Genomic DNA, 25,565 nt, shown 5'->3' on the forward strand with positions numbered 1-25,565 from the left:
CAGGCGCGGGATGGAGCAGTCTGGTAGCTCGTCGGGCTCATAACCCGAAGGTCGTCGGTTCAAATCCGGCTCCCGCAACCACTGAAATAAATAAGAATAAACAGACACTCTTTAAGAGTGTTTTTTTATGTCTAAAATTTAGTAAGTGACTCATAACCCGAAGGTCGTCGTCACTGCGTGATGCGTTCGCTCTTCATAAACTCTGGCTCCCGCAACCACTGAAATAAATAAGAATGAACAGACACTCTTAAAGAGTGTTTTTTTATGTCTAAAATTTAGTGAGTGACTCATAACCCGAAGGTCGTCGTCACTGCGTGATGCGTTCACTCTTCATAAACTCTGACTCCCGCAACCACTGAAATAAATAAGAATAAACAGACACTCTTAAAGAGTGTTTTTTTATGTCTAAAGTTTGGTGAATGACTTACAACCCAAAAGCCGTCGCTTTACTGTTTACCACGTTCAATTGGCTAATCAGGAAGGAGCAATAAACGGCTATAAAGGTTAATTTAACTCATAGGGTTTATAGGTTAGTTTTGAATATAAAAGGAACTTAGCAGCTTAATTAGTGCTAAAAGTAGTTATTTTTTTAAACTTAGCGTAGCTTATGTAGCAGTAACGTAAATATTTTAGCAAGAGTAGGCATGACAGAACTTTACCACTGGTTTGATTTAATAGGTGTTGCAGTATTTGCCATATCGGGCACCTTGGTAGCGTATGAAAAGAAGATGGATGGCTTTGGTGTTGTTGTACTTGCTACCGTAACCGCTATTGGCGGAGGAACTGTTCGCGATGTGATATTAAATGTTCCGGTATTTTGGCTGCACGACCAAAGTTATTTTGCTGCAATTTTAGCTGCAATACTACTAACAACGCGGCTAATAAATAAGCAAAGAACCATACCCCACTATAATTTACAAATTGCCGATGCGTTTGGTTTAGCTTTTTTTGCTGTAATGGGCACGCAAAAAGCATTGCTCGCCGGTATGCCAGATATGACAGCAGTGATTATGGGGGTTATTACCGGATGTTTTGGTGGCCTAATTCGTGATGTACTTGCCCGGGAGATCCCCATGTTGTTAAAGGGCGAGCTTTATGCAACCACCTGTATAGCGGGGGGAATAGTGTACACCTTGTGTATTAACTTTTCGCTTATCGTTGAAGTTGCGATGATTTTGAGTATGTTGATGACTCTGTTACTGCGTTTTGCTGCCATAAAATGGGGTATTGTATTACACGTTTTTAAATATCCCGACTAAACTAAAGCTAAAGGGTATTTATTAGGATAGGGAATGTCGTTAGCTCGCATATATTCTCGTGCTCAGGTGGGCATAAATGCCCCCGAAGTGATTGTTGAGGTGCATTTAGGTAATGGTTTGCCTGCTTTTCATATTGTAGGTTTGCCCGAGGCCTCGGTAAAAGAATCTAAAGACAGAGTGCGTAGCGCACTTGAAAATTCTAAGTTTGGTTTTCCCGATCAACGTATTACTGTTAATTTAGCCCCTGCCGATTTACCAAAAGACGGTGGCCGATTCGATCTTGCTATTGCCGTAGGTATTTTAGTCGCCTCAGGGCAAATAGTGTGCTCAGACATTCATAAATATGAGTTTTACGGGGAGCTGGCACTTAACGGTGAAATACGTGGCGTAAATGCTATTTTGCCCTCGGTGCTTGCTGCTAAAGAGCAGGACCGCTGCTGTTTTTTACCACTGGCAAATGATAGCTTAGCTAGTTTAGTTAACGGGGTTAAACGCAAAGCCGTAAGCTCTATTGCAGAAGTGTGGGGCGATTTACTTAATCAGCAACCACTACCGTTAAATATACAATACCCAGATTGCACGCAAGCTCCTGATTTTTTGCTCGATTTAAGTGATGTGAAAGGCCAGCCTGGGGCAAAACGAGTACTCGAAATTGCCGCTGCAGGAGGCCATAACTTACTATTTTTGGGCCCCCCTGGTACGGGTAAGTCAATGCTGGCTCAACGTATGGCAACCATTATGCCGACCATGTCAGATGATGAAGCAATTGCTACTGCAGCGCTTTATTCTATTATTGGCCAGTCGATTGATTTAACTAATTGGCGACAACGGCCATTTCGTAACCCTCACCATACCTGCTCTGCCGTTGCATTAGTCGGTGGCTCGTCAAACCCTAAACCAGGGGAAATTTCATTGGCGCATAATGGCGTGCTTTTTTTAGATGAGTTGCCAGAGTTCGAACGTAAAGTGCTCGATTCGCTGCGTGAACCTATGGAAACTGGTACTGTCACTATTTCGCGTGCGGCAAGGCAAATGGAGTTTCCGGCGCAGTTTCAGCTTATTACGGCGCTAAACCCCAGCCCTACAGGTTGCCATAATGATAAGCGGGCAACGCCTGATCAAGTAATGCGTTATTTGTCGCGTGTTTCGGGGCCGTTTATTGACCGTATTGACTTACAAATTGAATTACCAAGGCTAACGAGTGTTGAGTTACAAAGTAGCAAACCCGAAGAAACCAGTGCAGTAGTAAGAGCGCGAGTAGAGGCTGCTTATTATTTGCAGCTAAAACGCCAAGGTAAAGTGAATGCGCGGTTAAACAATAAAGAAATGAGTATACATTGTGATCTCGCTTCCACTGAGTTGCAGTTTTTAGCCAGAGCGAGTGAAAAACTGGCATTATCGCCACGCTCATACCATAGAATAATTAAAGTAGCGCGTACTATTAGTGATTTAAAAGGGGCGGAGCGTATTAGCTTAAATGAGCTAAAAGAAGCACTTAACTACCGCGCCTTTGAGCGCTTACTAGCGCAATTAACTAAGTACTAAATAGAGAGCATATAACCTTTGCCGCGTACGGTAACAATGCGCTTTTGATCTTTTTCATCATTTAATTTTTTACGCAAACGGCCAATTAACACATCAACAGTACGATCGTTTGGGCTCCAATCAGGCTGGCCTATTTCTTCAGATATTTTTTCGCGAGAAGTTGCTTTACCTGCGTTACCAATTAAACAAATAAGTACTTTATGTTCCGCTTCGGTTAAGCGCGATTCAGCACCTGTAGCTGTAATTAGTGTGCGGTTGTCGGGGTGTAATTTAAAGTCGGCATATTCTATAAACTCTTCGCCGTTATCATCGTTTTTATCATTGTCTGAATTTAAGTGTGCAATGCGTTTATATAAAGCACGCATGCGCAGCTCTAGTTCAAGTAAGTCTACGGGTTTGCATATGTAGTCGTCTGCGCCTTGGGCAAGGCCAGCAATGCGATCGGCCTGTGAATCACGGCTCGATAATAAAATTACGCCAATATCGGTAAGAGTATTTAGCTCTTTTGCAAGTTGTAAGCCGTCGCGCTTTGGTAAAACAATATCAATAATGGCTAATGAAAAAGCACCGCGCAAATTAACTCGCGACCTTATAGTGCTCAGTGCATCGGCGCCAGTAGGGTCAACTTCTATTGTAAACTCGGTATTTGTAAAATGATTTTGGATGCGTTTAACGAGTAATTCGTCGTCCTCAACCAATAAAACATGAATAGTCATAATACTTTATTGTTAATGCTTATAGTTTTCTATGGTAGCACCATTAAGTAAAGGCTGAGAAGGGCGTTTATTGTTTTTAAGTAAGCTAATGTTTCAAAAGTAGTTAATAAGTTTACAGTTTAGAAAATTTAGCACCTTTAGGGTTTTATTAAAGGTGCTATTTAGCCTGCTGTACTCAGAATAAATATCTTAATCTAAGTTCACTTAATTATTAAAAACAATTTAGCACTAGTCGTTAGGGTAAAGATAATCCCACCATTGTGGCTCATTTTTAAGTTTTTTATCAAAATAAGCTAGCATGGTATTCCACCAATCAAAACGTTTGTCGCGGGCAATAATTTGATGGTTCGCACCTTTGTATTCTATTAACTCTACATCTTTATTAAGTAATTTAAGTGCAGTGTACATAGTTAAGCTTTCGCCAACGGGTACGTTAGTATCACTGTCACCATGAATGAGTAGCATAGGCGTGGTTACTTTATCGGCATTAAATACCGGGCTATGTTTACTATAAAGCTCGGGGTTATTCCACGGAAAGCTGTTTTTAGACGCTTCGCCAGAATATAAGTAGCCCCACCATCCTTCACCCCAGTAAGATGTGAGGTTAGAAATACCAGCATGAGAAATCGATGCGCTAAATAAGTCGGTTTTAGTTGCTAAATGCATAGTCATAAAACCACCGTAAGAGGCACCTAGGTTGCCTACCTTTTCGCTATCTACATAGTTGTATTTATTTAAAAATGCCTGCGTGCCTGCAATTATATCGTCGCTGGTGTAGTTGCCCCACGCATTAACGTGCTGCGCCGAAAACTTTTGCCCAAAGCCGGTAGCGCCTGTTGGCTGTATTACATAAACCACATACCCGTTTGCCGCCCATAAATTAAACGGATAACGTCCAGTAAAGCCTCGTGTCACTGGCGATGTGCCGCCATAGTAATAAACCAGCGCTGGGTGTTTTTTAGTTTTATCAAGGTGATTTGGGATATAAACACGCCCTGAAATTTCAACGCCATTTTTATTAGTGAAATTAAATTCTTCGAGAGTTGGAATTTGTGTATTTGCATAGCTAAGTGGCTTTGAATCCCAGACTATTTTAGCGGTGTTTTTACTTATATTAAATCGCTTTAATTGTTGTGGACTAGAAGCCGTGGTGCCACTGAGTAATATTTCAATGTTGCGCTCGTTTGAGTAGCTAAACTGCTCAACAATATCTAAACCGATATTTAATTTTTTAAAGCGCTGCTTACTTAAATCAAATAGGTAGAGCGGTTGGGTGTCGTGCTCAGTAACCTTTAGTAATGCGTCGCCATTGTTTAATACATTCAGGCTTCCAATTGCCGGATCAAACTGTTTACTGAGTGCTTTAACGTTTTTTCCGCCGTCTGTAAGCAGGTAAAGTTGACCGTCGTAGTTATTCGCTAGCATTTCTTTTGGCAATGCTCTACCTGCCCCATTTTTAAAGTCGGGACCTGCAACAACATACACATCTTTATTGGCGTATTTGGCCTGATTAAAAGTTTTAAATTTACCCAAAGAAGTAAGCTTATTTGATTTTAAATCAAGCTCTACTAGTTCTGTTTCTGGATGAGTTGACGCTTGCATAGCGACTACAGGGCGGCTCATTAATAGTTTACCGCGCTTATTGTTAAAGTCTTCAAAGCTATGCGAAAGCGGCCCTTGGCTGAGTGTTTTTATTAAACCACTTTGTGTATCAAGCATATAAACTTGGCTTACTGAGCGTGCGTATGACCAGCGATCTTGTAACCCTTTATAATGCTTTGTAAGCTTGTCATTACCCTTGTCTGATGCAGGGTTAGACCAACTAAATATTACACTGTGCTCGTTATAAAAGGTAAAACCGCTAGCGCCTTCTAAGCGAGTAGAGAGGGTTTTTATTGATAAGTTTTTACGGTTGAGTTGTTTTAATTCACCGTTTAGTAAATACACTAAAAAGCGATTGTCTGGGCTCCAAATAAGGTTGCTTGGTTGTTCTGCCTCAAAGCGATACAGCGTTTGATTGTCGGTGTTTTTAAGTTCAGTTACATTGTTTGCTTGATTTAGAGTTTTATCATTAAAGCGGCGCGTTGTCGTAATATAGTGCTCTGAGTTTGGTGCTAATGATAAGCCGCTAATAGTGGGGGCATCAAATAACTGCTTTGCCGATAAACGCTTAGTTTGTGAAGTGCTAAGGGTAATGTTATCGCTCGGTGTTTTTGGTGCAAAGTCGAGTGTTACATCGTGCCAATTTGCAACTTGTTGCGCAACAATAATAGCAGTATGACTACCATTATTTAAGGCGAGTTTGTAGCTGCTGTTGTCTGCCTTTTGCAATTCGCCATTTATAAACAATTGTCCTTGTTCAATGCCTTTTAAGGTTAACGTACCTTGGCTAAAACGCGTGGTTTCTATATTAAACTTAAGTGCCTGTAAGCCGCCTAAAGTGAGTGCATTTATTTTATTAAATGGCTGCCAGCTGTGTTTTTTGTCAAACACCGAAAAGTTAGCTATGGGGAGTTGTAGCTGGGGTAATAAGTTACTAATTATGGTATCGCTTTGGGCCGTTTGAAAAGGCTTTAATTGCATGTTTTCAGCCAGTGGCCCAATAAATTGAATTTTAGATTTATCAAGCGGCGCTGCAAGCGTAGCAAAACTTAAGCTGCTAAGAGTAAAAAGGGCAAAGGAGTGTTTAAATAGTTTATTGCTATGACGCCAAAGTGCGTTAAGTTTCATTATTATACCTATTATTGAGTCTTTGGCCAAATATAGCATGTATTGTTATCATGCCCATATATTCAACTAAGCGGAGATCAAATGACATTACTGATAGTTTATATGGTCGTTGCCATTGTTATTTCATTTTTATGCTCAGTAATGGAAGCCGTGCTGTTAAGCATTTCACCTAGTTATGTTGCATTACTGCGTAAAAAGCAGCCTGTATTAGCTAAGCAGCTCGAAAAACTAAAAAATAATATTGATCAGCCATTAGCGGCTATTTTAACGCTTAATACGGTGGCGCATACCGCCGGAGCCGCTGGAGTTGGCGCGCAAGCAGCTATTGTATTTTCGGATGCAGCAGTAGGGGTTGCCTCTGCAGTGATGACTTTATTTGTGCTGGTGTTTTCTGAAATCATACCTAAAACGTTAGGGGCAAACTATTGGCGAGTACTTACCCCAAGTGTGACTTACGGTTTACGTTTTTTAGTTATATTGCTTAAACCTTTTGTATGGCTTGCACAAAAGCTGACAAATTTAATGGGACCAAAGCATGACCAAGCCTATTATATTCGCCAAGAAATAGAAGCCATGGCCGATATAGGCACTGAGTCGGGGGCGCTGCACCAAGATGAGTCTGAAATAATTCGTAACTTATTACATTTTAGACATGCCAAATTATGCGATTTGATGACCCCACGTACAGTTATTTTTAAAGTTCATAAAGACTTAACCGTAAACGAATACTTGAACCTGCATGGTTCGTCGTCGTTTTCTCGCATATTGGTGTTTGATAAAGACACTGACGATATTATCGGCTTTGTGCATAAAAACGATATTATGTTGGCATGTCATCGCTTAGGTAGCGATTACAAAATTAGTAAACTAGTAAAGCCAATCTATACGGTTCCTAGTTCGCAAAATGCGTCGTCGTTGTTACAAACCTTATTAACAGACCGCACGCATATTTGTTTAGTGGTTGATGAGTATGGCGACGTACAGGGTATTGTTACGCTTGAGGACATGATTGAAGCACTAATGGGTTTAGAAATTGTAGATGAGCGCGATCAGTCCACTAATATGCGTGCGGTTGCGAAGCAGCGTTGGCATAAACGTTTGGCAAATAGTAAAAACTTAGTCACTGAAGAGGATAAACACCCTAGAGGAGACAACTAAAGAGGTCTCCTTATTAGCTTGGGGGTTTATAGTTAATGGTATTTCCTGTCACTTTAATCCAATATTGTGCCCAGTCTATAAATTCACTCTTAGATTTAGGACGACTAAATAAAAATCCCTGTATTGCTAAGCGAGTTTTGTAATGCCTTAAATAGGCAAGCTCTTCGGGGCGCTCAACCCCTTCTGCTACTAGTTCTAAATGCTCTTGATTGGTAATGTCGATGAGGGAGCTTACAACAACTTGAGAAAACTGATCTGTTTCTATATTACTAATAAGTGTGCGGTCTATTTTTATTTCGGTAAAGGGCAAGTTTTTAAGCTGGCTCATGTTAGTAAAGCCAACGCCAAAATCGTCAAGCGATAAACCAAAACCATGCATTCTTAAGCGGTTTAATGTTTCTAATTGGCTTAGGCTTGAAAGTGCATGTTGTTCGGTTATCTCAATAATAATATCACTAGATTTAAGCTGGTTAAGTTTTAATATAAGCAATAGCTTATTTGGGCAGCTAAGATCGTTTAACTGCATGGGGGATAAGTTAAATGCCAGTTTTAAATTTTGTCCTAGCTGCTCTTTTATATTTTCGAAATCACTGGTGGCTTTTTCAAAGAGCGCAAATGTAATTTCATTAATTAGATCATGTTGCTCAGCAAGGCTAATAAAACGAGCTGGTAAAATTATACTACCGTCGGTATTTGACACAATACGCGCTAATACTTCAGCACTTTTTATTTTACTGGTATTAATACATATTTTAGGTTGATAAAACGGCGTTATTTCGTCATTTTTTAATGCGTTAATAAGCTCTGTTTTTGAAATAGCAGGTTCTTTTATTAAAGTGTGGCTATTTAAATAGGCAACTTTATTTAACAAGGAGCCTACTTGAGTTAATTGTACGGGCTTAGAAATATTACCGATAAGGTGAGCATTATGCTGCTTGGCTAAGTTGGCAGCTAAACTAATTACCTTATGCTCCATTTCAGAAATAATAATAATGGCGCCTTGGTAATTTAGCTCTCCTAAATGGCGTATTAGCTCCATGCCATCCATTTCAGGCATGTTTAAATCGGTAAAAATGGCATCAAAATAGTTTATGTCACGTTTAACTTTTTCTAGCGCTTTTGTAGCACTTAGGCAAGTGGTTATGGTATCCGACATATCTAACTCAGTGAGGATTGCTTCCATTACAATTAAAATAGCTTTTGAGTCATCAACGACCAGAATATTAGGCACTACTTTTTTCACTGTTATCCCTTTCAATGCATAGTATGTACTACTGTAAAAGTAGTAGATTCTCATGTGTTTGCCATTCTTTTAATGTGTTTATTAGCCGGCTAATAAAAAGTTGTTATTAATCATGCTCGCTCGTGTTTTTTAGCTGAGTCGGTATACTAGCGCTATTGTTTTAAACGGTTTTAATTATGATAAGAATAGAACTTAAGTTAGCCGAACAGCCTTTTACACTAATGGTTTCTGGGCAAAAAGTTGTGCAGATATTTCATAGTCAACAAGCGATTACTTTTGATAACCCCCGCGACAACTATTATCAATTTACTTTTGATAACAAACTAATAGGTATTGATAGCTCATTGGTAAATGAGCAGAGTATTTCGTTGTTTGTAAACGATGAGTTTGCTACGCAACTTGCTTTACCTGCAGCTACTGGCGATGAAACTAAAAAAGGCTGGCTAGGATTGGCCGCACTTGGTTTTAAGTTATTTAAAAGTGCCAAAGTAATTAAGGTGGTGTTAGCGGGAGCGTCAGTTGCCGGCTATGCCTGGTTATTCAGTATTGAGTTTGCACTTATGCTTATTGCTTGCTTAGTGGTGCATGAATACGGCCATGTGCGTGCCATGCAATATTTTGGCATTAAAACCAAAGGCATTTATTTAATTCCGTTTGTAGGCGGGCTTGCAGTAAGTGATGATAAAATTACCACTCGCTGGCAAGATGTAGTGATTTCTTTAATGGGCCCCGCATTTGGGCTTATAACGTCAGTATTAAGTTTAGTGTTGTACTACGCTACCGAAATGGAAATATTTGCCGGTGTTGCTGTGCTTAGCGCTTTGCTTAACTTATTTAATTTACTGCCTATTTTACCGCTTGATGGTGGCCATGTATTAAAAAGTATTAGCTTTTCTATGCGCTCATGGGTCGGTTTAAGTGTATGTTTATTGGGAGTACTGTTTGGTTTATGGCTAAGTTACACCTTTGGTTTAATGTTGTTGGTGTTCTTTTTGTTTATTGGTGCGCTGGAAATTGTATTTGAATGGCGCGGCAGGCACACTTCACATTTAATGCCACTTGATAAGTATGGCCAAGGTTTTTCAGCGGTGATGTATGCGCTGGTGGTTGCAGGACATGTAGCAGTGATGATGCATTTTGCTGACTCAGAAAACCCCATTTTAAGCTTGCCAATGAAAATATTATCGAGCTAATCGTATTTAAAAGCAGGGCTGTAATTGCAGTCCTGCTTAATACATTATTTTTATACAGTTAATAAAAGCTCAACATTAAGGATATAAATACCCCAGTTACAAATAGCTGCACTACACAAAATCCCATAATGTCTTTGGCTTTTAGGCCTGCTATAGCAAGTACAGGTAATGCCCAAAAAGGTTGAATTAAGTTAGTCCACGCATCGCCCCAAGCTACTGCCATTGCAACCCTTGATATGTCGGCGCCAAGCGCTTGCGCTGCGGGTATTACAATTGGCGCTTGTACCGCCCATTGTCCGCCGCCCGAAGGCACAAATATATTAACCAACCCGGCACTTATAAAACTAAAAAATGGCAAACTGTCTGCATCCGCTATGGCAATAAAACCGCTTGATATTTGCTGTGCTAGGCCACTATCAACCATTACCGCCATAATGCCGGCATAAAACGGAAATTGAATAACAATACCTGCGCCACTAGGAATTGCCTGCTGTAAGCTATTGAGTAAGTTATGCGGTGTTTGATGTAAGGTTATAGCTAAAAACAAAAACAACGCAATTACGCTATTTAAGTTTAAGCCGCCACCGGCAACTAAAAAGTAATAACCTAAATAAATTAACCCCAGTAAGCCAATTGTAATACCAAGTAATTTACTTTGCTCTAAGTGTTGGGCTGGCCTGGTAATATTAATTATTGCAGGGGAGGTACTTTTTAATAGTGCGGGGTCTATGTAAACACTTTCCTCGGCGCTTGGTAGCATGTAACGGTTAACTAGCGGCATAATAATAAATAACCCTACTAGTATGGCAATATTAAAGCCAGCAAATAGCGTTTGCTCAGTGCTAATAATCCCCATGCTTGATTGCAAAAAGTGCCCTTCGGTGGCTATCGTCAGTGGAATTGAGCCTGCTAACCCGCCATGCCACACTACAAAACCTGAGTAGGCGCTGGCAACTAATAAGCGGTAATCAACTCGGGTGTGTTTAGCAATGGCTTTGGCAAATAACGCGCCAATAACTAAGCCAAACCCCCAGTTAAGCCAACTAGCGAGTAGTGAAATAAGCGTTACTAATATAATTGCTTTTGGTGCAGTGTTAGCAAAGGTGGCGAGCTTTTCTAGTAACTTACTAATAGGTGGAGTGCTTGCCAACATATAGCCGGTAATTAACACCAGCAGCATTTGCATTGCAAAGCTAAGTAAGTTCCAAAAACCATCGCCCCACGCTTGCAGTACCTCAATACCGGTTGTTGGAGTAAACACGCTAGCGATAACTAAGGTAATAACACTTAGCAGTATTACAAATATAAAGGGATCAGGCAGGTAGCGCTCAACGAGCTTGGTAAAGGGAGTGGCTATTTTATTAAGCATAACTAGGACTGTTGTTAGTATTATTTGCAGGGTAATTAATCACGAAAAACATTAATTGGCAAACCGCATTTAGTCTTATGGGCGTTATGTTTAAATGAGAATAGTGAAAATATTGCTTAAACCAATAGCATAAAGTAACGTGTTGTTTATAGATAATTTACTAACTAAGACTTTGTATTATGCCGGTGATATTTAAAAGGCTAGTGTTACTTGTACGGGCTCATATAGATCAGTTGAGTTGGCAAGCAGTGGCACTGGCTATTTTGACTCATATGCTTTTAACATGGGGATTGTTATATATAGCAAATGAGCAAGCACTCACCTCCCTAACAACCTTTTTTTATTATTACACGGTAACCACTTCAACCGTAGGGTATGGCGATTTTAGCCCAACCACAGATTTAGGGCGTTGGGTGGTGGCTTTAATACAAATACCTTTTGGTTTAGCTTTATTTGGCGTTCTGTTAGGCAAAACAGGGCAAACAATAACTTACTTAATTAGGCGCGCTATGACTGGTGATAAAAACTTTGCTCACAGTAGCAACCATATTATTATTTTTGGTTGGCACGATACCCGTACTAAAAAAATGATTGATTACATTCTGGCCGACACTAAACGTACCGAACGGCGTATTTTACTTGCAGTAACTGAGCAAATGGAGCACCCATTTTTAAGTAACGAAAGTGTCGACTTTGTGCGGTTAAGTAGCTTTACCGATTTAGAGGAGCTAAAACGTGTAGCTATAAGCTACGCCGATAAAGTGATTATTGACGGCCAAGACGACGATCAAACCTTTACTACCGCATTGCGTATTAGCCGTTTAGTTAAAGATGATTGCCATATAAGCGCGCATTTTTTAGATGAAACAAAAGTAGATATGCTATTAGAGCATTGCCAAAATGTAGAATGCAGCAGTGTTAAATCGGCAGAAATACTCGTACGTTCAATGCAAGATCCAGGTTCGAGCCGAGTGCACGAAGAGCTCCTATCAATTTTACATGGCGATACGCAGTTTAGCTTAGCCATTCCAGAGCAAAGCAAAGAGATGGAGTTTGGTACTTTGTTTCATCATTTTAAACATCAGCATGATGCTATTTTACTTGGTGTGGCGCACAACTTAAGTGCACAAAATATGGATTTAAATCCGCCGCTTGATTATAAAATTAGCGCCGGCGACATTTTGCACTACATAGCAGTAGAGCGAGTATTAAGTCGTGAGGTTGACTGGCCGGCTTTGGCAAAAGCATGAACGAAGTTATATTTTTAATCATTCTTTTAATTGCCTATATTTTACCTGTGGTTATTGTACTCAATAGTAAGCGTACTCAAGGCCACGAAAAAAATGCTTGGTTAATTGGCATTGTATTTTTTTCGTGGTTAGGGCTTATTATGTATTTAGCCATAGTGCCTAAACATGGGCGTAAAAAAAGGCAAAATAAAAAGCCTTAAATATAAGGCTTTTGGGCAATAGGAAGTAGTGGTATTGCAGGCCGCTAGTTTAAATTTTAGTACTATTCAAGCTCTTTCAGTTTGTGCTTCACAAGAGGGTCGTTTGGCGCTAATTGCTTGGCGACTTCGAGTAATTGGATGGCATCATCGGGGTGCTGATCTTGATGTTTAAGCGCTACATCAATAAGTGGCTGAATATCAATGCTAGCTTGATGCTCCTGTACGTGAGCTGTTTTTTCGTCTATCAAAATATTATGTGCAGTACTTAGTAATTCTAGGCGATGCGCCGATTTTTTATTCGCTTTATTGAGCCTTTTGTAATAGTCCTCTTTAAAGCGTAAGGTTTTAGTTTGCAGGCGAAACTGCGCAATATCAATTAGTTGATGGCGCATAAAGTCCACAGCTACTTGCTTATAAAAACCAAACTTGTTTAAGTAAGTGGCGTGAGTGCCGTGACCCATACCAAATACCCGTAAATGGTTAAGTTGCTTATAGCGCTTGGCATGTAGTCGATCAATACGATTAGTGGGGTCGTAAATAATATAGCCTTGGGCGTTGCCTAAATCTAAATCGGCATAACTGCCTTCCCAATCATATTGCTGAGCTATATCTGTGCTAGAGCGGTCGTCCCATGGCACTAAGCTTTTATTTTTAGTGCTAACAGGGTGAAAAAGCAATACCTGATCTAGCTTTAATAATTTTGCAAAAGCACCAACCGCAAAGCCACCACGGCTTAAGCCATAACCTAATCGAGTCTTAAAAGATGTAAGCAGTGGGGATAATTGTTCCAGAAAAAAAATTAAATTGCGGTTACGAAACCAATTACTTTTCCCTAGGTGCTGAAAGGCAATCACATTTACGTTTTGTTTTTGTGCCAGGTGATAACCCCAGGGCGCGAAGTCTGCGTGAAGGTCTTGCTCCTGCACATCAGTACCAGCAGGCGAAAAGGTAAATAGTAGGGGCTTATTAATATCAATAAAGTCGTACTTAACATATACATCGCCAAGTAAATCTCCCCCAGACATTGGCAGTTTGGCTTGCTGCTCATCACACGAAAGGGTTAACCACTCATCTAACCAATACAGTAACTTCATTTTTCCTCCACAAAAACAAGCGGCGAATTATAGCAAATTACCATAGATAAGAAAAACAAACGTACTTTTGTATTAGTGTCAGAGAGTTATACCTGTTGCATAGAGGATTGCTTTACTTATAAATTAGCCGGTAACTAAATTTACCGCTTTTTAAATAACTAGGCTCAGGTTAAATAGTAAAATATTTTACTCCTCAGCCATGTGGGTGATTATTTGCCAATCACTTTTGGTTACGGGCATTATTGACAATCGCCCGCCTTTTTTAAGCGCTATGTCGGTGATGCGAGGGTTAGCTTTTATTTCTTTTAAGCTAACCAGAGAGTTTAAATGAGATTGATAAGTTACTTCTACTACTACCCAGCGAGGATTGTCGCTGGTGGCTTTAGCATCATAATAATCACTACTTAAATCAAACTGAGTTGGATCTGGGTAAGCTGCTTTTGTTACTACAGCAATACCTACTACGCCTACGAGCTTGCAGCTAGAATGGTAAATCATTACTAGGTCACCTACTTTTACCTCGTCGCGCATAAAGTTACGTGCTTGGTAATTACGTACCCCTTCCCAAAGTGTGGTTTGATTTTGTGCATTTTTAAGATCGTCAATCGAAAATGCATCGGGTTCAGTTTTAAATAGCCAATACGCCATATCAGGACTCGTAGAATGATTTACATCCCTCTATTGTATAGTATCATTTGGGTATTAGAGAATTGAGGAAGTAATAATGAGCCAAGTATTAGATGATTTATTGTCGTTGTTAACACTTGAAGAAATTGAGCAAGGTTTGTATCGAGGGCAAAGCCAAGATTTAGGTTTTGGTGCTGTATTTGGCGGCCAAGTTATGGGCCAAGCGCTATCTGCTGCAAAAGAAACGCTACCAGAGGGGCGTATTGTACATTCACTCCACTCTTACTTTTTACGCCCAGGCGATGCCACTAAGCCTATTGTGTATGATGTAGAAGCTATTCGCGATGGTAAAAGCTTTAGCACTCGTCGGGTTAGTGCTATTCAGTACGGTAAGCCTATTTTTTACATGACAGCGTCTTTTCAAGGGGCTGAAGAAGGATTATCGCATCAGGCGACTATGCCTGACGTACCTTTACCCGAAAAGCTGCGTTCATCGTTAGAGTTTTATAAAGAAAACGCCGAGCAAATACCCGCAGCTATACGCAATCAATTTATTAGTGAAATGCCAATAGAAATACGTCCGGTGACCTTTCATAACCCATTTAAACCTGAAGCAATGGAGCCAGTTAAGCACATTTGGTTTAAAGCTAACGGTGAAATGCCAGACGATCAACGTATTCATAATTACTTATTAGCGTACGCGTCTGATTTTGAATTTTTACCAACTGCTTTGCAGCCGCATGGTGTGTCTTTTATGCAACCTAATATGCAAGTTGCCACGATTGACCATGCAATGTGGTTTCATCGACCATTTAGAATGGATGATTGGATTTTATACTCAGTTGACAGCCCAAGTGCAAGTTCTGGTCGAGGGTTAGTAAGAGGGCAATTTTTTGACCGCCAAGGCAACTTAATTGCCTCAACAATGCAAGAAGGGGTTATGCGTCAGCGCTAACTTACGCACTAGTAACAAAGGGTAGTAGGTGCCATATAAATTGTACGGCACCTACATTTAAACAAGTAAGCGGCGTTGCACTCACTCAAAACTAAGGCTTTATTTACACTGACCTTGTACTATATCGCTAATTGACTGCCAAACACGTGCTGGCAATAATGCTTTAAGATGCATATAAGTTTCACATAATTGCACGCTGCCTATTAAGCCCGCATCACCATCGGTAATTAAAGACTGTGCGCGTAAATTATCAATAAAGCTGACCAGCACCTTTTTATCAAAAAACTCTGGGGTTTTAATCCCATGCAAAGTACCTAAGCGTTGTGCTAGCACTTGGCTTTCTCGCTCTAACTCTGCTTTTTCAATGCCGTTGCTAGTTTGTATAAAGCCAATCACAATGGCATAACGCTGCAACGTAAAGTTTAGTGCTTTACCTAACATATCCAATTTAGCCAAACAGTCGTTGGTATTGGTTATATGAATGTTATCGCCATCAAGTTCTATTAAGTTTTGATCTACAAAATTAGCTAAAATACGCGTAATGTAGTCCTCATCTAGCTCTCGTAAATACCATTCTTTAGCAAATAGCGGATAAAACGCAGCAACTAGCTGCTGACACTTTGAAACTGTTGTGGTTTTTTCTCTAAACAAATGCAGTGCAATTAAACTTGGTACGGCAAAAAGATGTAAAATATTATTACGATAATAATTAAAGAGTGTTTTTTCTTTATCGTTAATCGCGATAATTTCGCCAAATTCATCACTTATCACATCAAACTTATTAAGCTTTAATGCATGCGTTAACAGTTGCTCTGGCGTTTCCTCTGGAGCTGTTACTTTATTACTGTAGCTGGCGTCGCGTTGTAAGCGTAAGTAAAAATCAAGTTGCGCTAAAAGTTTTGGCTTACTCAGTGCGTGCTTGTCGTTTACCAGTAAAATCATCGCTAATAAATTAACCGCATTAAGTGCCGCTGCATTGTTAATTTTAACCATAACTTGGTCGGCTAGGTTTGCCACTTGTGGGCCTAACCATTGTGGTTTTTGTACATCGGTAGGGTGTATGTCGTCACGCCAATTGGGTTGGTTGTCGTTTAAGTATTGGTTTATGGAAATAGGGTCACCAAAGTTTAAATAACCTCGACCATAGTTTTTAAGATTTTTAATCGCTTTAAAAATTCCAAAGATAGACTCACCTTTTTTATCATTTCCAGCGAGTTCTTTAAGGTACGTGTTAATTTCCATAACGTGCTCGTAACCAATATATACCGGCACAATAGAAATAGGGCGGTCAATACCACGCAGCATAGCTTGCATGGTCATTGCTAACATACCCGTTTTAGGTGGTAACAAACGCCCGGTGCGGCTACGCCCGCCCTCGGTATAAAATTTAACAGAATAACCTTTAATAAATAACTGGCTTAAATATTCTTTAAATACTGCAGAGTAGAGCTTATTACCGGCAAATGAACGGCGAATAAAAAACGCACCCGAGCGGCGAAAGATCCCGCCTGCCGGAAAAAAGTTAAGGTTAATACCCGCGGCTATATGTGGTGGTACTAAACCTTGATGATAAATAGCATAAGTAAGTAGTAAGTAATCCATATGGCTGCGATGGCACGGCATATAAATAATTTCGTGGCCTTTATTAGTCAGCTCATGAATTTGCTCTGTGTATTTTATATCTATACCGTTATATAGCTTATTCCACAGCCAAGTTAAAAAGCGCTCAGCTACGCGTATCATTGCCTCTGAATAGTTAGCCGCTATTTCATTAAGTAACTTAACCGCATTTTGACGTGCTTGCGCTTGGCTAATGTTTTTAGCTTTTGCTTCGTCTTGTATGGCTTTTTTTATTGTTGGAGAGGCTAATAATGAGTTAAATAGCTGCTCGCGCGATGGCATTTTAGGGCCTGTTGCGGCAAGTTTTTGGCGGCGAAAGTGCACGCGGGCTACTCTTAATAGTTTTTGTGGAAGCTCGTTAACGTCCGCTTTTTCGTCTACTAAAAGTGATAAGTCGAGTGGTTGGCTAAAGCGGATAAAGTTATCTCGGCCAGAAAACAACACCACAAATAACTTTCTAAACCAACTTGGTGTTAATGAGTGTGTTATGAGCGTGCTAAGTCCGGGCTTTTCTTTGCCGGGCGCTCGGCCCCATAAAATAGTAACAGGAATAACCTGTACATCTTTTTGACCACTACTTAATAAGTGATCAATAATTTGTTTGCCTTGCGCTAGTGCATTAGTTGGCTTTGCTATGTCACCAATTAATGGAGGTGGGTTTTCAATCCCTATAAAGCGGTCTAAGCGTTGTGTGCCTAATACTTGTTGTTCTCTAGGGTCGGGTAATCCATGGCGTTTACATACCCGAGCAAGCGCCGCTAAGTCAAAGCGAGAGTTTAAGCGCACAATATAAAAGGTAGGGTTTTTAGAGTTTAATTCATATTGTTCAGTCGGCTTTTCTGGCAGTACCTTACTTCTTACAAGTAAGCGGCTTACTCCAGCTGATAAAACATTTAAGCAATAATTTACAATACGCATCGACTCACCATATAGAGAGTAATTACCCATATAATTTGGGTATATAAAAGCAAAATTGGCGCATATGATAACATAAGATCTAAAAAAGCCTTTAATTTGCGTTGCCGATTAGTCAGTACGTTATGGCTTAATATATATGCATTACACTTGATTGTAGCTGCTCTATAATAGGTTGCAGTATATTTGAGCAACCAGCAGGCTGTAATTATTTACTAATTAGCTGTTGCATTTATCACCAATGTAATTATAATACGCAGGCTTTCAAAATTCCCAAGGGAACTTGGAAGGATAAATTAAGCTAGGATTTCTAGCTAATAAACAGGAGTTCCGATTTGGAACTCAACGTAGATATAATCTAACAACCGACATCTTAATATTTAAGATTGTTTCGGTCGTTTTTTTATGCTCTTTTAAATGCTCTTTATATTGAGGTTAAGAATGTCAAATCAACGCATTCGTATTCGCCTAAAAGCTTTTGACCACCGTTTGATTGACCAATCAACGGCGGAAATCGTGGAAACTGCGAAACGCACTGGCGCACAAGTACGTGGACCAATTCCACTACCTACACGCTTTGAACGTTTTACTGTACTAACATCACCGCACGTTAATAAAGACGCGCGTGATCAGTACGAGATCCGCACCCATAAACGTCTGATCGACATCGTTGAACCAACTGACAAGACTGTTGACGCTCTTATGCGTTTAGATCTTGCTGCTGGTGTAGATGTTCAAATCAGCCTGGGTTAATCGGAAGATTAGAGAGGTTTTAGGAAAATGGCATTAGGTCTAGTCGGTCGTAAAGTGGGTATGACACGAATCTTCACTGAAGATGGTGTATCTATCCCTGTGACAGTTATTGAAGCGACACCTAACCGCATTGCTCAGATTAAATCTGAAGCAACAGACGGTTATAACGCGCTTCAAGTAACCGCAGGCACTAAAAAAGCAAGTCGTGTAAACAAAGCTTCAGCGGGTCATTTCGCTAAAGCTGGTGTTGAAGCGGGTCGCGGTCTGTGGGAATTCCGCCTAAATGGTGGTGAAGGCGATTTTGAAGTAGGCGCTGAGCTTACTGTTGAATTATTCAACGAAATCAACAAGGTTGACGTAACCGGTACTTCTAAAGGTAAAGGTTTCCAAGGTGGTGTTAAGCGCTGGAATTTCAGCATGCAAGACGCTACACATGGTAACTCTCTATCTCACCGTGCTCCTGGTTCAATCGGTCAAAACCAATCACCTGGTAAGGTGTTTAAAGGTAAGAAAATGGCCGGTCATATGGGTGCTGAGCGTGTAACGACTCAAAACTTAGAACTAGTTCGCGTTGACGCTGAGCGTAATTTGCTTTTAGTTAAAGGTGCAGTACCTGGCGCTATCGGCGGTGACGTTATCGTTAAACCAGCTGTTAAAGCATAAGTCCTGGAGATTTAGTGATGGAATTAGCAATTAAAGACGCTTCTGGCGGTCTTGAAGTTTCTGAAGCTACTTTTGGACGTGAGTTTAACGAAGCATTAGTACATCAAGTAGTTGTTGCATACGCAGCAGGTGCTCGTCAAGGTACTCGTGCTCAGAAGACACGTTCTGAAGTAAGCGGTGGTGGTAAAAAGCCATGGGCTCAAAAAGGTACTGGCCGAGCACGTGCTGGTACGATTCGTAGCCCAATTTGGCGTTCAGGTGGCGTTAGCTTTGCAGCTAAACCACAGGATCATAGCCAAAAAGTAAACCGTAAAATGTACCGCGGTGCGATTAAAAGCATCTTATCTGAATTAGTTCGTCAAGAGCGTTTAATCGTTGTTGAAAGTTTTGCTCTAGCAGCACCAAAAACTAAAGAACTAGTTGCTAAGCTTAAAGAACTTGAGCTTAAAGATGTTCTTATCGTGACTGAAGAAGTAGATGAAAATCTTTTCTTATCGGCACGTAACCTTTATAAGGTTGACACGCGTGATGTAGCTGGTATCGATCCTGTAAGCTTAATTGCTTTCGACAAGGTACTTATTACAGCCGCTGCTGTTAAGCAACTTGAGGAGGCGCTAGCATGATTCGCGAAGAACGTCTTTTAAAAGTGATCGTTGCTCCACATATCTCTGAAAAAAGCACTATTGCTGCTGAAGAAAACAATACTATTGTTTTTAAAGTAGCAAAAGATTCAACTAAAGCTGAAGTTAAAGCAGCAGTTGAGAAGCTTTTTGAAGTAGAAGTAACGGGTGTTCGCACACTTAACGTTAAGGGTAAAACAAAACGTACTGGCGCACGTTTCGGTCGTCGTAACGACTGGAAAAAAGCTTACGTTACTCTTAAAGAAGGTAGCGAGCTAGACTTTGTCGGCGGCGCCGAGTAATAAGGGGATAGAATTATGGCACTTCAAAAGTGTAAGCCTACTTCTGCGGGCCGTCGTCACTTAGTTAAAGTGGTTAACTCTGATTTACATAAGGGTAAGCCGTACGCACCACTATTAGAGAAAAACTCTAAATCAGGTGGTCGTAATAACAATGGTCGTATTACGGTTCGTCATATCGGTGGTGGTCATAAGCAACATTACCGTTTAATCGATTTTAAACGTACTAAAGATGGCATTCCAGCCACTGTTGAACGTTTAGAATACGATCCAAATCGTAGCGCAAACATCGCTCTTGTATTATATGCAGACGGTGAGCGTCGTTACATTATCGCACCAAAAGGCTTAAAAGCTGGCGATGCAATCCAGTCTGGTGTTGATGCACCAATCAAACCTGGTAATGCATTACCAATGCGTAATATGCCTGTAGGTTCGACTGTTCACAACGTAGAATTAAAACCAGGTAAAGGTGCTCAAATCGCACGTTCTGCTGGTGCATACGTTCAAATCCTTGCTCGTGATGGTCAGTATGTAACATTACGTCTTCGTTCAGGCGAAGTACGTAAAGTTGAAGCTGATTGTCGTGCGACTCTAGGTGAAGTAGGCAATGCTGAGCATATGCTTCGTTCACTTGGTAAAGCAGGTGCAAATCGCTGGCGTGGTATCCGTCCGACAGTTCGTGGTGTTGCCATGAACCCGGTAGATCACCCACACGGTGGTGGTGAAGGTCGTACATCTGGTGGTCGTCATCCTGTGTCTCCATGGGGTAAGCCGACTAAAGGTGCTAAGACACGTAAGAACAAGCGTACTGATAAGTTTATCGTACGTCGTCGTACTAAATAATAGTTGAGGAATAGCCATGCCACGTTCTCTCAAGAAGGGTCCTTTTATAGACCTACACTTGCTGAAGAAGGTAGAGAAAGCGTTGGAAAGCGGAGACAAGAAGCCAATTAAAACTTGGAGCCGTCGTTCAATGATCATACCTAACATGATCGGATTGACCATCGCTGTCCATAATGGTCGTCAGCACGTTCCTGTGTTTATCACAGACGAAATGATCGGTCACAAACTAGGTGAATTTGCACCAACTCGCACTTACCGTGGCCATGCTGCGGATAAGAAAGCGAAGAAACGATAAGAGGGGAAGATAAATGCAAGCATTAGCTAAACATAAATTCGCCTCTGGTTCGGCGCAAAAAGCACGTCTAGTTGCAGATCAGATCCGCGGACTACCGGTTGATCGCGCACTAGAAATCCTGGCGTACAGCCCGAAAAAAGCGGCTGTATTAGTAAAGAAAGTACTTGAGTCTGCTATTGCTAACGCAGAGCATAACGAAGGTGCTGACATTGATGAGCTTCGTATAACAACGATCTTTGTGGACGATGGTCCTACAATGAAACGTATTATGCCACGTGCTAAAGGACGCGCAGACCGCATCCTTAAGCGTACAAGCCATATCACTGTTATGGTTTCAGATAGCTAGGAGATATAAGTAATGGGACAAAAAGTTCATCCTACTGGTATTCGCCTAGGTATATCTAAACCTTGGGTTTCTACCTGGTACGCGAGTTCAAAAGATTTCTCTGCACAGCTTTTTGGCGATCACAAAGTACGTACATTCCTTACAAAGGAATTGAAAACGGCTTCTGTGTCTAAAATCGTTATTGAGCGTCCAGCAAAATCAATCCGCGTAACAATCCACACGGCTCGTCCGGGTGTTGTTATCGGTAAAAAAGGCGAAGACGTAGAAAAATTACGTCAAGCGGTAACTAAAATCGCTGGTGTACCTGCTCAGATTAATATTTCTGAAGTACGTAAACCAGAACTAGATGCACAACTAGTAGCAGACGGCATTGCCTCTCAACTAGAGCGTCGTGTTATGTTCCGTCGCGCTATGAAGCGTTCGGTACAAAATGCAATGCGCATCGGTTCTAAAGGGATTAAAGTTGAAGTTAGCGGTCGTCTTGGCGGCGCAGAAATCGCACGTACAGAGTGGTATCGTGAAGGTCGTGTACCTCTACATACTCTTCGTGCTGATATCGACTACGCAACTTCTGAGGCCTTAACCACTTATGGTATCATTGGTGTTAAAGTTTGGATCTTCAAAGGCGAAGTTATTGGTGGTTTACCACTAGTACAAGAGCAAGAGAAGCCAGCTAAACGCGCACCAAAGAAAGCCAAAAAAAGTGCTAAGTAGAGGTAGCGAGTAATGTTACAGCCAAAACGTACAAAATTCCGTAAAACGCACAAAGGTCGCAACCGTGGTCTAGCGCAAAACGGTAACAAAGTAAGCTTCGGTACTTTCGGTTTGAAAGCTACTGGCCGTGGCCGCATGACTGCTCGTCAAATCGAAGCAGCTCGTCGTGCCATGACGCGTCACGTGAAACGTCAAGGTAAAATCTGGATCCGTGTTTTCCCAGACAAGCCAATCACGAACAAACCGCTTGAAGTTCGTATGGGTAAAGGTAAAGGTTCTGTTGAGTATTGGGTTGCTGAAATTCAGCCTGGTAAAGTACTTTACGAAATGGAAGGTGTTTCAGAAGAGCTTGCTCGTGAAGCGTTTGACCTTGCTGCTCGTAAATTGCCATTCAAAACAACTTTCGTAACTCGGACGGTAATGTGATGAAAGCTAGCGAACTAAAAGATAAAAGCGTAGAAGAGCTTAATACTGAACTTCTAGGACTTCTTCGTGAGCAATTTAATATGCGCATGCAAGCAAGCACTGGTCAGTTAGCTCAGACACACACGCTAAGAACAGTACGCCGCGATATCGCGCGTGTAAAAACAGTTATTAACCAGAAGGCAGGTCAATAATGAGCGATAAAATTCGTACTCTTCAAGGCCGTGTAATTAGCGACAAGATGGAAAAATCTTTCACTATTGCTATCGCACGTTATGTGAAGCACCCAATTTATGGGAAATTCATTCGACGCACGACTAAGCTACACGTACATGACGAAAATAATGAAGTTCAGGCTGGTGACGTAGTTACTATCCGTGAATGTGCTCCAATTTCTAAGAGTAAATCTTGGACATTCGTAGCAGTTATTGAACGTCCAAAACAAGCTTAATTTTTAATTAAGTCTGTTTTATAAAAAGCCCCGGCATTTATTTGCTGGGGCTTTTTGTTTTTACGAAGCTGCGAGTTTGAGCTGCAAGCAATCAGCAACTCAGAGTTAATTTAGCGCTCTTTTATGATTGTGGTATTTATACATAACAACAATATTTATCTACTCAATAAAGCTCAGGCACAAATAGCCCCTTTTATCCTTCGAAAATACATTTCTTAATCTGTTTTTAACTATATTTACTAAAGTTAATAACTAAATAGAATATCAAAGTTGATTCTGTTCTTTTTTTAACTCTGCATTGCCCGCTATCCTACAAGCTCAGTAAACCTCAACAGATAGTCTCTGGGTGAGGTAAAACTCATTTTGAACGACGTATAACAGTACGTTGTGTTTAACTTTTAGGGTTACGGGGAATTGATTCATGTTGCTAGGTCAACTAAACGCTGCGGCAAGTCCGCTATCGCAAGAGCAAGTACTAAAGCTGCAAGGTTTAGTGGCTGAGCTTAATCCAATTCAACAAGCATGGGTTAGTGGTTATCTTGCTGCAAATGCTAATACGGCGGCTTTAGGCGGTGCTGTGGGAGCAGCTCCAAGTGCTGGTGAGGCAGTTGCATTAACTATTTTATATGGCTCGCAAACAGGTAATGCAAAAGGTGTAGCTGCTAAGTTAAAAGCACAAGCAGAGTCACGCGGTTTAGCCGTAAAGCTAGTGAGCATGGCCGATTACAAACCAACTGCACTAAAAAAAGAAAAGTTTATAACTGTGGTTGTTGCAACTTACGGCGAAGGTGAACCACCAGAAGATGCAGAGGCTTTACACGAATTTTTAACCACTAAAAAAGCGCCTAAGTTAGATGGGGTGAAGGTAGCCGTGATTGGCTTGGGGGATTCGAGCTATGAATTTTTTTGCCAAACAGCAAAAGACTTTGAGCAGCGGTTAAATACACTCGGCGCAGAAACAATTTATCAACGCGCCGATTTAGATGTAGATTACGAAGACGAAGCGACAACTTGGATCACTGGCGCATTGGATGCCTTTGAACCGGATTTAAAAGCACAGCAAGGTAGTTCAGGTGGTCAAGTTATTGCAATGCCGTTTGCTGGGTCAACTACTGTGGCAAGTCAATATACTAAACAAAACCCGTTTGCCGCAGAACTAGGTTTAGTGCAAAAAATTACAGGTCGCGATTCAACTAAAGATGTCCGCCACGTAGAAATTTCGCTTGAAGGCTCAGACATTAGTTATATACCAGGTGATTCATTAGGTGTGTATTTTTTAAATGACGAAGCCCGTGTTGATGAGTTGCTTACACACACGCAAATTGATGCAGCTAGTTTAGTAAAAGTTGCAGATGAACAGCTAAGTATTCGCGATGCACTGATTGAAAAACTTGAATTAACGCAGTCGTACCCTGGCTTTGTGGAAAAATATGCAATAGCGACAGGCACACCACAACTATTAAAATTGGTTGAAGATAAAGCGGCAATGCATCAATACATTGAGCCGCGCCAAATATTTGATGTAGTTGCACAAAACCCCGCTAAGCTCGACGCGCAAACACTCGTCGATTGCCTGCGTAAATTACAAGCACGTTTATATTCAATTGCCTCTAGCCAAAGCGAGGTTGAAGACGAGGTACATTTAACCGTAGCATTAGTTGAGTTTGATGCCTTTGGTCGTGAGCATTTAGGCGGTTGTTCGGGCTATTTAGCGCGCCGTGCTGAGGAAGGCTGTAAAGTTAAGGTATTTAGTGAGCATAACGATAATTTTCGTTTACCAACGAATGATGAAACACCAATCATTATGGTTGGCCCTGGTACGGGAATAGCACCGTTTCGAGCCTTTTTACAAGAGCGTGATGCGCGTGGCGCATCAGGTAAAAACTGGCTGTTTTTTGGCAATCCACATTTTACTCAAGACTTTTTATACCAAGTTGAAATTCAAGGTTACTTAAAGTCGGGTTTACTAAGCAAAGTAGATGTTGCATTTAGCCGCGATCAAGCCGAAAAAGTGTATGTGCAAGACAAGTTGCGTAGTAACAGCAAAGCTATTTTTGAGTGGCTTGAAGCTGGCGCACATTTTTATGTGTGTGGCGACGCTAACAATATGGCAAAAGATGTGCACCAAACATTACTCGAAATTATTAAAGAAAATACCGGCAAGAGCGATGAAGATGCTCAGCAGTATTTAAAAGATTTACGCAGCGCAAACCGCTATCAGAAAGACGTTTACTAAAATTAAATATTTAAAGCAGCCGTCACTGTCACTAATTTAGGATTAAAC

Annotated in this window: 26 protein-coding genes and 1 tRNA gene; 20 read left to right on the top strand and 7 right to left on the bottom strand. The window is 40.9% G+C overall.

What is annotated here, in order from left to right:
• Positions 1 to 4: 4 nt before the first annotated feature.
• The 3 genes from HC000_RS07825 to HC000_RS07835 all read left to right on the top strand — a co-directional run bounded on the left by HC000_RS07825 (position 5) and on the right by HC000_RS07835 (position 2,804).
• Positions 5 to 81, top strand: a tRNA-Met gene (locus HC000_RS07825).
• Positions 82 to 644: 563 nt separating this feature from the next.
• Entirely contained in the window at positions 645 to 1,259 is a 615-nt protein-coding gene (locus HC000_RS07830; RefSeq protein ID WP_011326851.1) for a trimeric intracellular cation channel family protein, read from the top strand.
• Positions 1,260 to 1,292: 33 nt separating this feature from the next.
• Positions 1,293 to 2,804: a YifB family Mg chelatase-like AAA ATPase gene (locus HC000_RS07835; RefSeq protein WP_089367560.1), complete on the top strand. Its 1,512-nt coding sequence runs from the start codon at positions 1,293 to 1,295 to the stop codon at positions 2,802 to 2,804.
• Here the strand turns inward: HC000_RS07835 and HC000_RS07840 are convergent.
• Together HC000_RS07840 and HC000_RS07845 are read right to left on the bottom strand one after the other, a co-directional pair.
• Complete coding sequence (locus HC000_RS07840; protein WP_011326853.1) at positions 2,801 to 3,520, bottom strand: response regulator transcription factor; 720 nt, start codon at positions 3,518 to 3,520, stop codon at positions 2,801 to 2,803. The genes HC000_RS07835 and HC000_RS07840 overlap by 4 nt on opposite strands.
• Before the next feature lie 228 nt (positions 3,521 to 3,748).
• The gene (locus tag HC000_RS07845; protein ID WP_179807375.1) at positions 3,749 to 6,250 is read right to left on the bottom strand and encodes a prolyl oligopeptidase family serine peptidase; all 2,502 of its coding nucleotides are present in this window, start codon (positions 6,248 to 6,250) and stop codon (positions 3,749 to 3,751) included.
• Positions 6,251 to 6,331: 81 nt separating this feature from the next.
• On the opposite strand from HC000_RS07845, the gene HC000_RS07850 reads away from it, so the two are divergent.
• Positions 6,332 to 7,408, top strand: a complete 1,077-nt coding sequence (locus tag HC000_RS07850) for a hemolysin family protein (protein WP_011326855.1) — start codon at positions 6,332 to 6,334, stop codon at positions 7,406 to 7,408.
• Between the two features lie 13 nt (positions 7,409 to 7,421).
• On the opposite strand, the gene HC000_RS07855 is transcribed toward HC000_RS07850, so the two are convergent.
• The gene (locus HC000_RS07855; RefSeq protein WP_179807376.1) at positions 7,422 to 8,651 is read right to left on the bottom strand and encodes an EAL domain-containing protein; all 1,230 of its coding nucleotides are present in this window, start codon (positions 8,649 to 8,651) and stop codon (positions 7,422 to 7,424) included.
• Between the two features lie 176 nt (positions 8,652 to 8,827).
• On the opposite strand from HC000_RS07855, the gene HC000_RS07860 reads away from it, so the two are divergent.
• Positions 8,828 to 9,844, top strand: coding sequence for a site-2 protease family protein (locus HC000_RS07860; RefSeq protein ID WP_179807377.1), 1,017 nt, complete (start codon positions 8,828 to 8,830; stop codon positions 9,842 to 9,844).
• Positions 9,845 to 9,902: 58 nt separating this feature from the next.
• Here the strand turns inward: HC000_RS07860 and HC000_RS07865 are convergent, their stop codons facing one another.
• Positions 9,903 to 11,213, bottom strand: coding sequence for a TIGR00366 family protein (locus HC000_RS07865; RefSeq protein ID WP_179807378.1), 1,311 nt, complete (start codon positions 11,211 to 11,213; stop codon positions 9,903 to 9,905).
• A 179-nt stretch (positions 11,214 to 11,392) separates the two neighbouring features.
• Between HC000_RS07865 and HC000_RS07870 the strand changes: the two genes are divergently transcribed.
• Positions 11,393 to 12,463 (top strand): potassium channel family protein, encoded by a 1,071-nt coding sequence (locus HC000_RS07870; protein WP_179807379.1) that lies wholly within the window; start codon positions 11,393 to 11,395, stop codon positions 12,461 to 12,463.
• Positions 12,460 to 12,663, top strand: coding sequence for a PLDc N-terminal domain-containing protein (locus tag HC000_RS07875; protein WP_011326860.1), 204 nt, complete (start codon positions 12,460 to 12,462; stop codon positions 12,661 to 12,663). Before HC000_RS07870 ends, HC000_RS07875 begins: the two co-directional genes overlap by 4 nt.
• Before the next feature lie 62 nt (positions 12,664 to 12,725).
• Here HC000_RS07875 and HC000_RS07880 read toward each other — a convergent pair whose 3' ends face one another.
• Positions 12,726 to 13,757 (bottom strand): cytosolic protein, encoded by a 1,032-nt coding sequence (locus HC000_RS07880; RefSeq protein ID WP_179807380.1) that lies wholly within the window; start codon positions 13,755 to 13,757, stop codon positions 12,726 to 12,728.
• Between the two features lie 186 nt (positions 13,758 to 13,943).
• Positions 13,944 to 14,405 carry an EVE domain-containing protein gene (locus HC000_RS07885; RefSeq protein ID WP_089367564.1) on the bottom strand — a complete coding sequence of 154 codons (462 nt, stop codon included), beginning with the start codon at positions 14,403 to 14,405 and terminating at the stop codon, positions 13,944 to 13,946.
• 76 nt (positions 14,406 to 14,481) lie between these two features.
• On the opposite strand from HC000_RS07885, the gene tesB reads away from it, so the two are divergent.
• Complete coding sequence (tesB, locus tag HC000_RS07890) at positions 14,482 to 15,339, top strand: acyl-CoA thioesterase II (RefSeq protein ID WP_179807381.1); 858 nt, start codon at positions 14,482 to 14,484, stop codon at positions 15,337 to 15,339.
• Positions 15,340 to 15,438: 99 nt separating this feature from the next.
• On the opposite strand, the gene plsB is transcribed toward tesB, so the two are convergent.
• Positions 15,439 to 17,877: a glycerol-3-phosphate 1-O-acyltransferase PlsB gene (gene plsB / locus HC000_RS07895; protein WP_011326864.1), complete on the bottom strand. Its 2,439-nt coding sequence runs from the start codon at positions 17,875 to 17,877 to the stop codon at positions 15,439 to 15,441.
• Positions 17,878 to 18,315: 438 nt separating this feature from the next.
• Here plsB and rpsJ point away from each other — a divergent pair, with 438 nt between their 5' ends.
• From rpsJ to HC000_RS07955, 12 genes are all read left to right on the top strand, one after another.
• Complete coding sequence (gene rpsJ / locus HC000_RS07900; protein WP_002957900.1) at positions 18,316 to 18,627, top strand: 30S ribosomal protein S10; 312 nt, start codon at positions 18,316 to 18,318, stop codon at positions 18,625 to 18,627.
• A gap of 27 nt (positions 18,628 to 18,654) precedes the next feature.
• Positions 18,655 to 19,290, top strand: coding sequence for a 50S ribosomal protein L3 (rplC, locus tag HC000_RS07905; protein WP_011326865.1), 636 nt, complete (start codon positions 18,655 to 18,657; stop codon positions 19,288 to 19,290).
• A gap of 17 nt (positions 19,291 to 19,307) precedes the next feature.
• On the top strand, positions 19,308 to 19,913 hold the full coding sequence (rplD, locus tag HC000_RS07910; RefSeq protein ID WP_002957897.1) for a 50S ribosomal protein L4: 606 nt from the start codon (positions 19,308 to 19,310) through the stop codon (positions 19,911 to 19,913).
• Complete coding sequence (gene rplW / locus HC000_RS07915; RefSeq protein ID WP_011326866.1) at positions 19,910 to 20,212, top strand: 50S ribosomal protein L23; 303 nt, start codon at positions 19,910 to 19,912, stop codon at positions 20,210 to 20,212. The genes rplD and rplW overlap by 4 nt, the downstream gene beginning before the upstream one ends.
• Before the next feature lie 15 nt (positions 20,213 to 20,227).
• Positions 20,228 to 21,052, top strand: coding sequence for a 50S ribosomal protein L2 (gene rplB, locus HC000_RS07920; RefSeq protein ID WP_011326867.1), 825 nt, complete (start codon positions 20,228 to 20,230; stop codon positions 21,050 to 21,052).
• 16 nt (positions 21,053 to 21,068) lie between these two features.
• Positions 21,069 to 21,347: a 30S ribosomal protein S19 gene (gene rpsS, locus HC000_RS07925; RefSeq protein ID WP_010376377.1), complete on the top strand. Its 279-nt coding sequence runs from the start codon at positions 21,069 to 21,071 to the stop codon at positions 21,345 to 21,347.
• Positions 21,348 to 21,360: 13 nt separating this feature from the next.
• Positions 21,361 to 21,693: a 50S ribosomal protein L22 gene (rplV, locus tag HC000_RS07930; protein WP_002957892.1), complete on the top strand. Its 333-nt coding sequence runs from the start codon at positions 21,361 to 21,363 to the stop codon at positions 21,691 to 21,693.
• A 12-nt stretch (positions 21,694 to 21,705) separates the two neighbouring features.
• Positions 21,706 to 22,407 carry a 30S ribosomal protein S3 gene (rpsC, locus tag HC000_RS07935; RefSeq protein ID WP_011326869.1) on the top strand — a complete coding sequence of 234 codons (702 nt, stop codon included), beginning with the start codon at positions 21,706 to 21,708 and terminating at the stop codon, positions 22,405 to 22,407.
• Positions 22,408 to 22,419: 12 nt separating this feature from the next.
• On the top strand, positions 22,420 to 22,833 hold the full coding sequence (rplP, locus tag HC000_RS07940; protein ID WP_011326870.1) for a 50S ribosomal protein L16: 414 nt from the start codon (positions 22,420 to 22,422) through the stop codon (positions 22,831 to 22,833).
• Positions 22,833 to 23,024 carry a 50S ribosomal protein L29 gene (gene rpmC, locus HC000_RS07945; protein ID WP_011326871.1) on the top strand — a complete coding sequence of 64 codons (192 nt, stop codon included), beginning with the start codon at positions 22,833 to 22,835 and terminating at the stop codon, positions 23,022 to 23,024. Before rplP ends, rpmC begins: the two co-directional genes overlap by 1 nt.
• Positions 23,024 to 23,281, top strand: a complete 258-nt coding sequence (gene rpsQ / locus HC000_RS07950) for a 30S ribosomal protein S17 (RefSeq protein WP_011326872.1) — start codon at positions 23,024 to 23,026, stop codon at positions 23,279 to 23,281. The genes rpmC and rpsQ overlap by 1 nt, the downstream gene beginning before the upstream one ends.
• A 421-nt stretch (positions 23,282 to 23,702) precedes the next feature.
• Complete coding sequence (locus tag HC000_RS07955; protein ID WP_179807382.1) at positions 23,703 to 25,517, top strand: assimilatory sulfite reductase (NADPH) flavoprotein subunit; 1,815 nt, start codon at positions 23,703 to 23,705, stop codon at positions 25,515 to 25,517.
• Positions 25,518 to 25,565: the final 48 nt, after the last annotated feature.

This window comes from Pseudoalteromonas sp. MIP2626 (assembly GCF_013414205.1).
Classification (GTDB): Bacteria; Pseudomonadota; Gammaproteobacteria; order Enterobacterales; family Alteromonadaceae; genus Pseudoalteromonas; species Pseudoalteromonas nigrifaciens.

What these genes read in the sequence shown, in the direction of transcription:
- rpsC (WP_011326869.1), top strand. Translation starts at nt 21,706, where the DNA reads ATGGGACAAAAAGTTCATCCTACTGGTATTCGCCTAGGTATATCTAAA.
- HC000_RS07870 (WP_179807379.1), top strand. Translation starts at nt 11,393, where the DNA reads ATGCCGGTGATATTTAAAAGGCTAGTGTTACTTGTACGGGCTCATATA.
- HC000_RS07860 (WP_179807377.1), top strand. Translation starts at nt 8,828, where the DNA reads ATGATAAGAATAGAACTTAAGTTAGCCGAACAGCCTTTTACACTAATG.
- rpsJ (WP_002957900.1), top strand. Translation starts at nt 18,316, where the DNA reads ATGTCAAATCAACGCATTCGTATTCGCCTAAAAGCTTTTGACCACCGT.
- HC000_RS07845 (WP_179807375.1), bottom strand. Translation starts at nt 6,250, where the DNA reads ATGAAACTTAACGCACTTTGGCGTCATAGCAATAAACTATTTAAACAC.
- HC000_RS07880 (WP_179807380.1), bottom strand. Translation starts at nt 13,757, where the DNA reads ATGAAGTTACTGTATTGGTTAGATGAGTGGTTAACCCTTTCGTGTGAT.
- rplD (WP_002957897.1), top strand. Translation starts at nt 19,308, where the DNA reads ATGGAATTAGCAATTAAAGACGCTTCTGGCGGTCTTGAAGTTTCTGAA.
- HC000_RS07830 (WP_011326851.1), top strand. Translation starts at nt 645, where the DNA reads ATGACAGAACTTTACCACTGGTTTGATTTAATAGGTGTTGCAGTATTT.
- HC000_RS07955 (WP_179807382.1), top strand. Translation starts at nt 23,703, where the DNA reads ATGTTGCTAGGTCAACTAAACGCTGCGGCAAGTCCGCTATCGCAAGAG.
- rpsS (WP_010376377.1), top strand. Translation starts at nt 21,069, where the DNA reads ATGCCACGTTCTCTCAAGAAGGGTCCTTTTATAGACCTACACTTGCTG.
- HC000_RS07850 (WP_011326855.1), top strand. Translation starts at nt 6,332, where the DNA reads ATGACATTACTGATAGTTTATATGGTCGTTGCCATTGTTATTTCATTT.
- plsB (WP_011326864.1), bottom strand. Translation starts at nt 17,877, where the DNA reads ATGCGTATTGTAAATTATTGCTTAAATGTTTTATCAGCTGGAGTAAGC.
- rplP (WP_011326870.1), top strand. Translation starts at nt 22,420, where the DNA reads ATGTTACAGCCAAAACGTACAAAATTCCGTAAAACGCACAAAGGTCGC.
- tesB (WP_179807381.1), top strand. Translation starts at nt 14,482, where the DNA reads ATGAGCCAAGTATTAGATGATTTATTGTCGTTGTTAACACTTGAAGAA.
- HC000_RS07875 (WP_011326860.1), top strand. Translation starts at nt 12,460, where the DNA reads ATGAACGAAGTTATATTTTTAATCATTCTTTTAATTGCCTATATTTTA.
- rplV (WP_002957892.1), top strand. Translation starts at nt 21,361, where the DNA reads ATGCAAGCATTAGCTAAACATAAATTCGCCTCTGGTTCGGCGCAAAAA.
- HC000_RS07840 (WP_011326853.1), bottom strand. Translation starts at nt 3,520, where the DNA reads ATGACTATTCATGTTTTATTGGTTGAGGACGACGAATTACTCGTTAAA.
- HC000_RS07865 (WP_179807378.1), bottom strand. Translation starts at nt 11,213, where the DNA reads ATGCTTAATAAAATAGCCACTCCCTTTACCAAGCTCGTTGAGCGCTAC.
- rplW (WP_011326866.1), top strand. Translation starts at nt 19,910, where the DNA reads ATGATTCGCGAAGAACGTCTTTTAAAAGTGATCGTTGCTCCACATATC.
- rplB (WP_011326867.1), top strand. Translation starts at nt 20,228, where the DNA reads ATGGCACTTCAAAAGTGTAAGCCTACTTCTGCGGGCCGTCGTCACTTA.
- rpmC (WP_011326871.1), top strand. Translation starts at nt 22,833, where the DNA reads ATGAAAGCTAGCGAACTAAAAGATAAAAGCGTAGAAGAGCTTAATACT.
- rpsQ (WP_011326872.1), top strand. Translation starts at nt 23,024, where the DNA reads ATGAGCGATAAAATTCGTACTCTTCAAGGCCGTGTAATTAGCGACAAG.
- HC000_RS07835 (WP_089367560.1), top strand. Translation starts at nt 1,293, where the DNA reads ATGTCGTTAGCTCGCATATATTCTCGTGCTCAGGTGGGCATAAATGCC.
- rplC (WP_011326865.1), top strand. Translation starts at nt 18,655, where the DNA reads ATGGCATTAGGTCTAGTCGGTCGTAAAGTGGGTATGACACGAATCTTC.
- HC000_RS07885 (WP_089367564.1), bottom strand. Translation starts at nt 14,405, where the DNA reads ATGGCGTATTGGCTATTTAAAACTGAACCCGATGCATTTTCGATTGAC.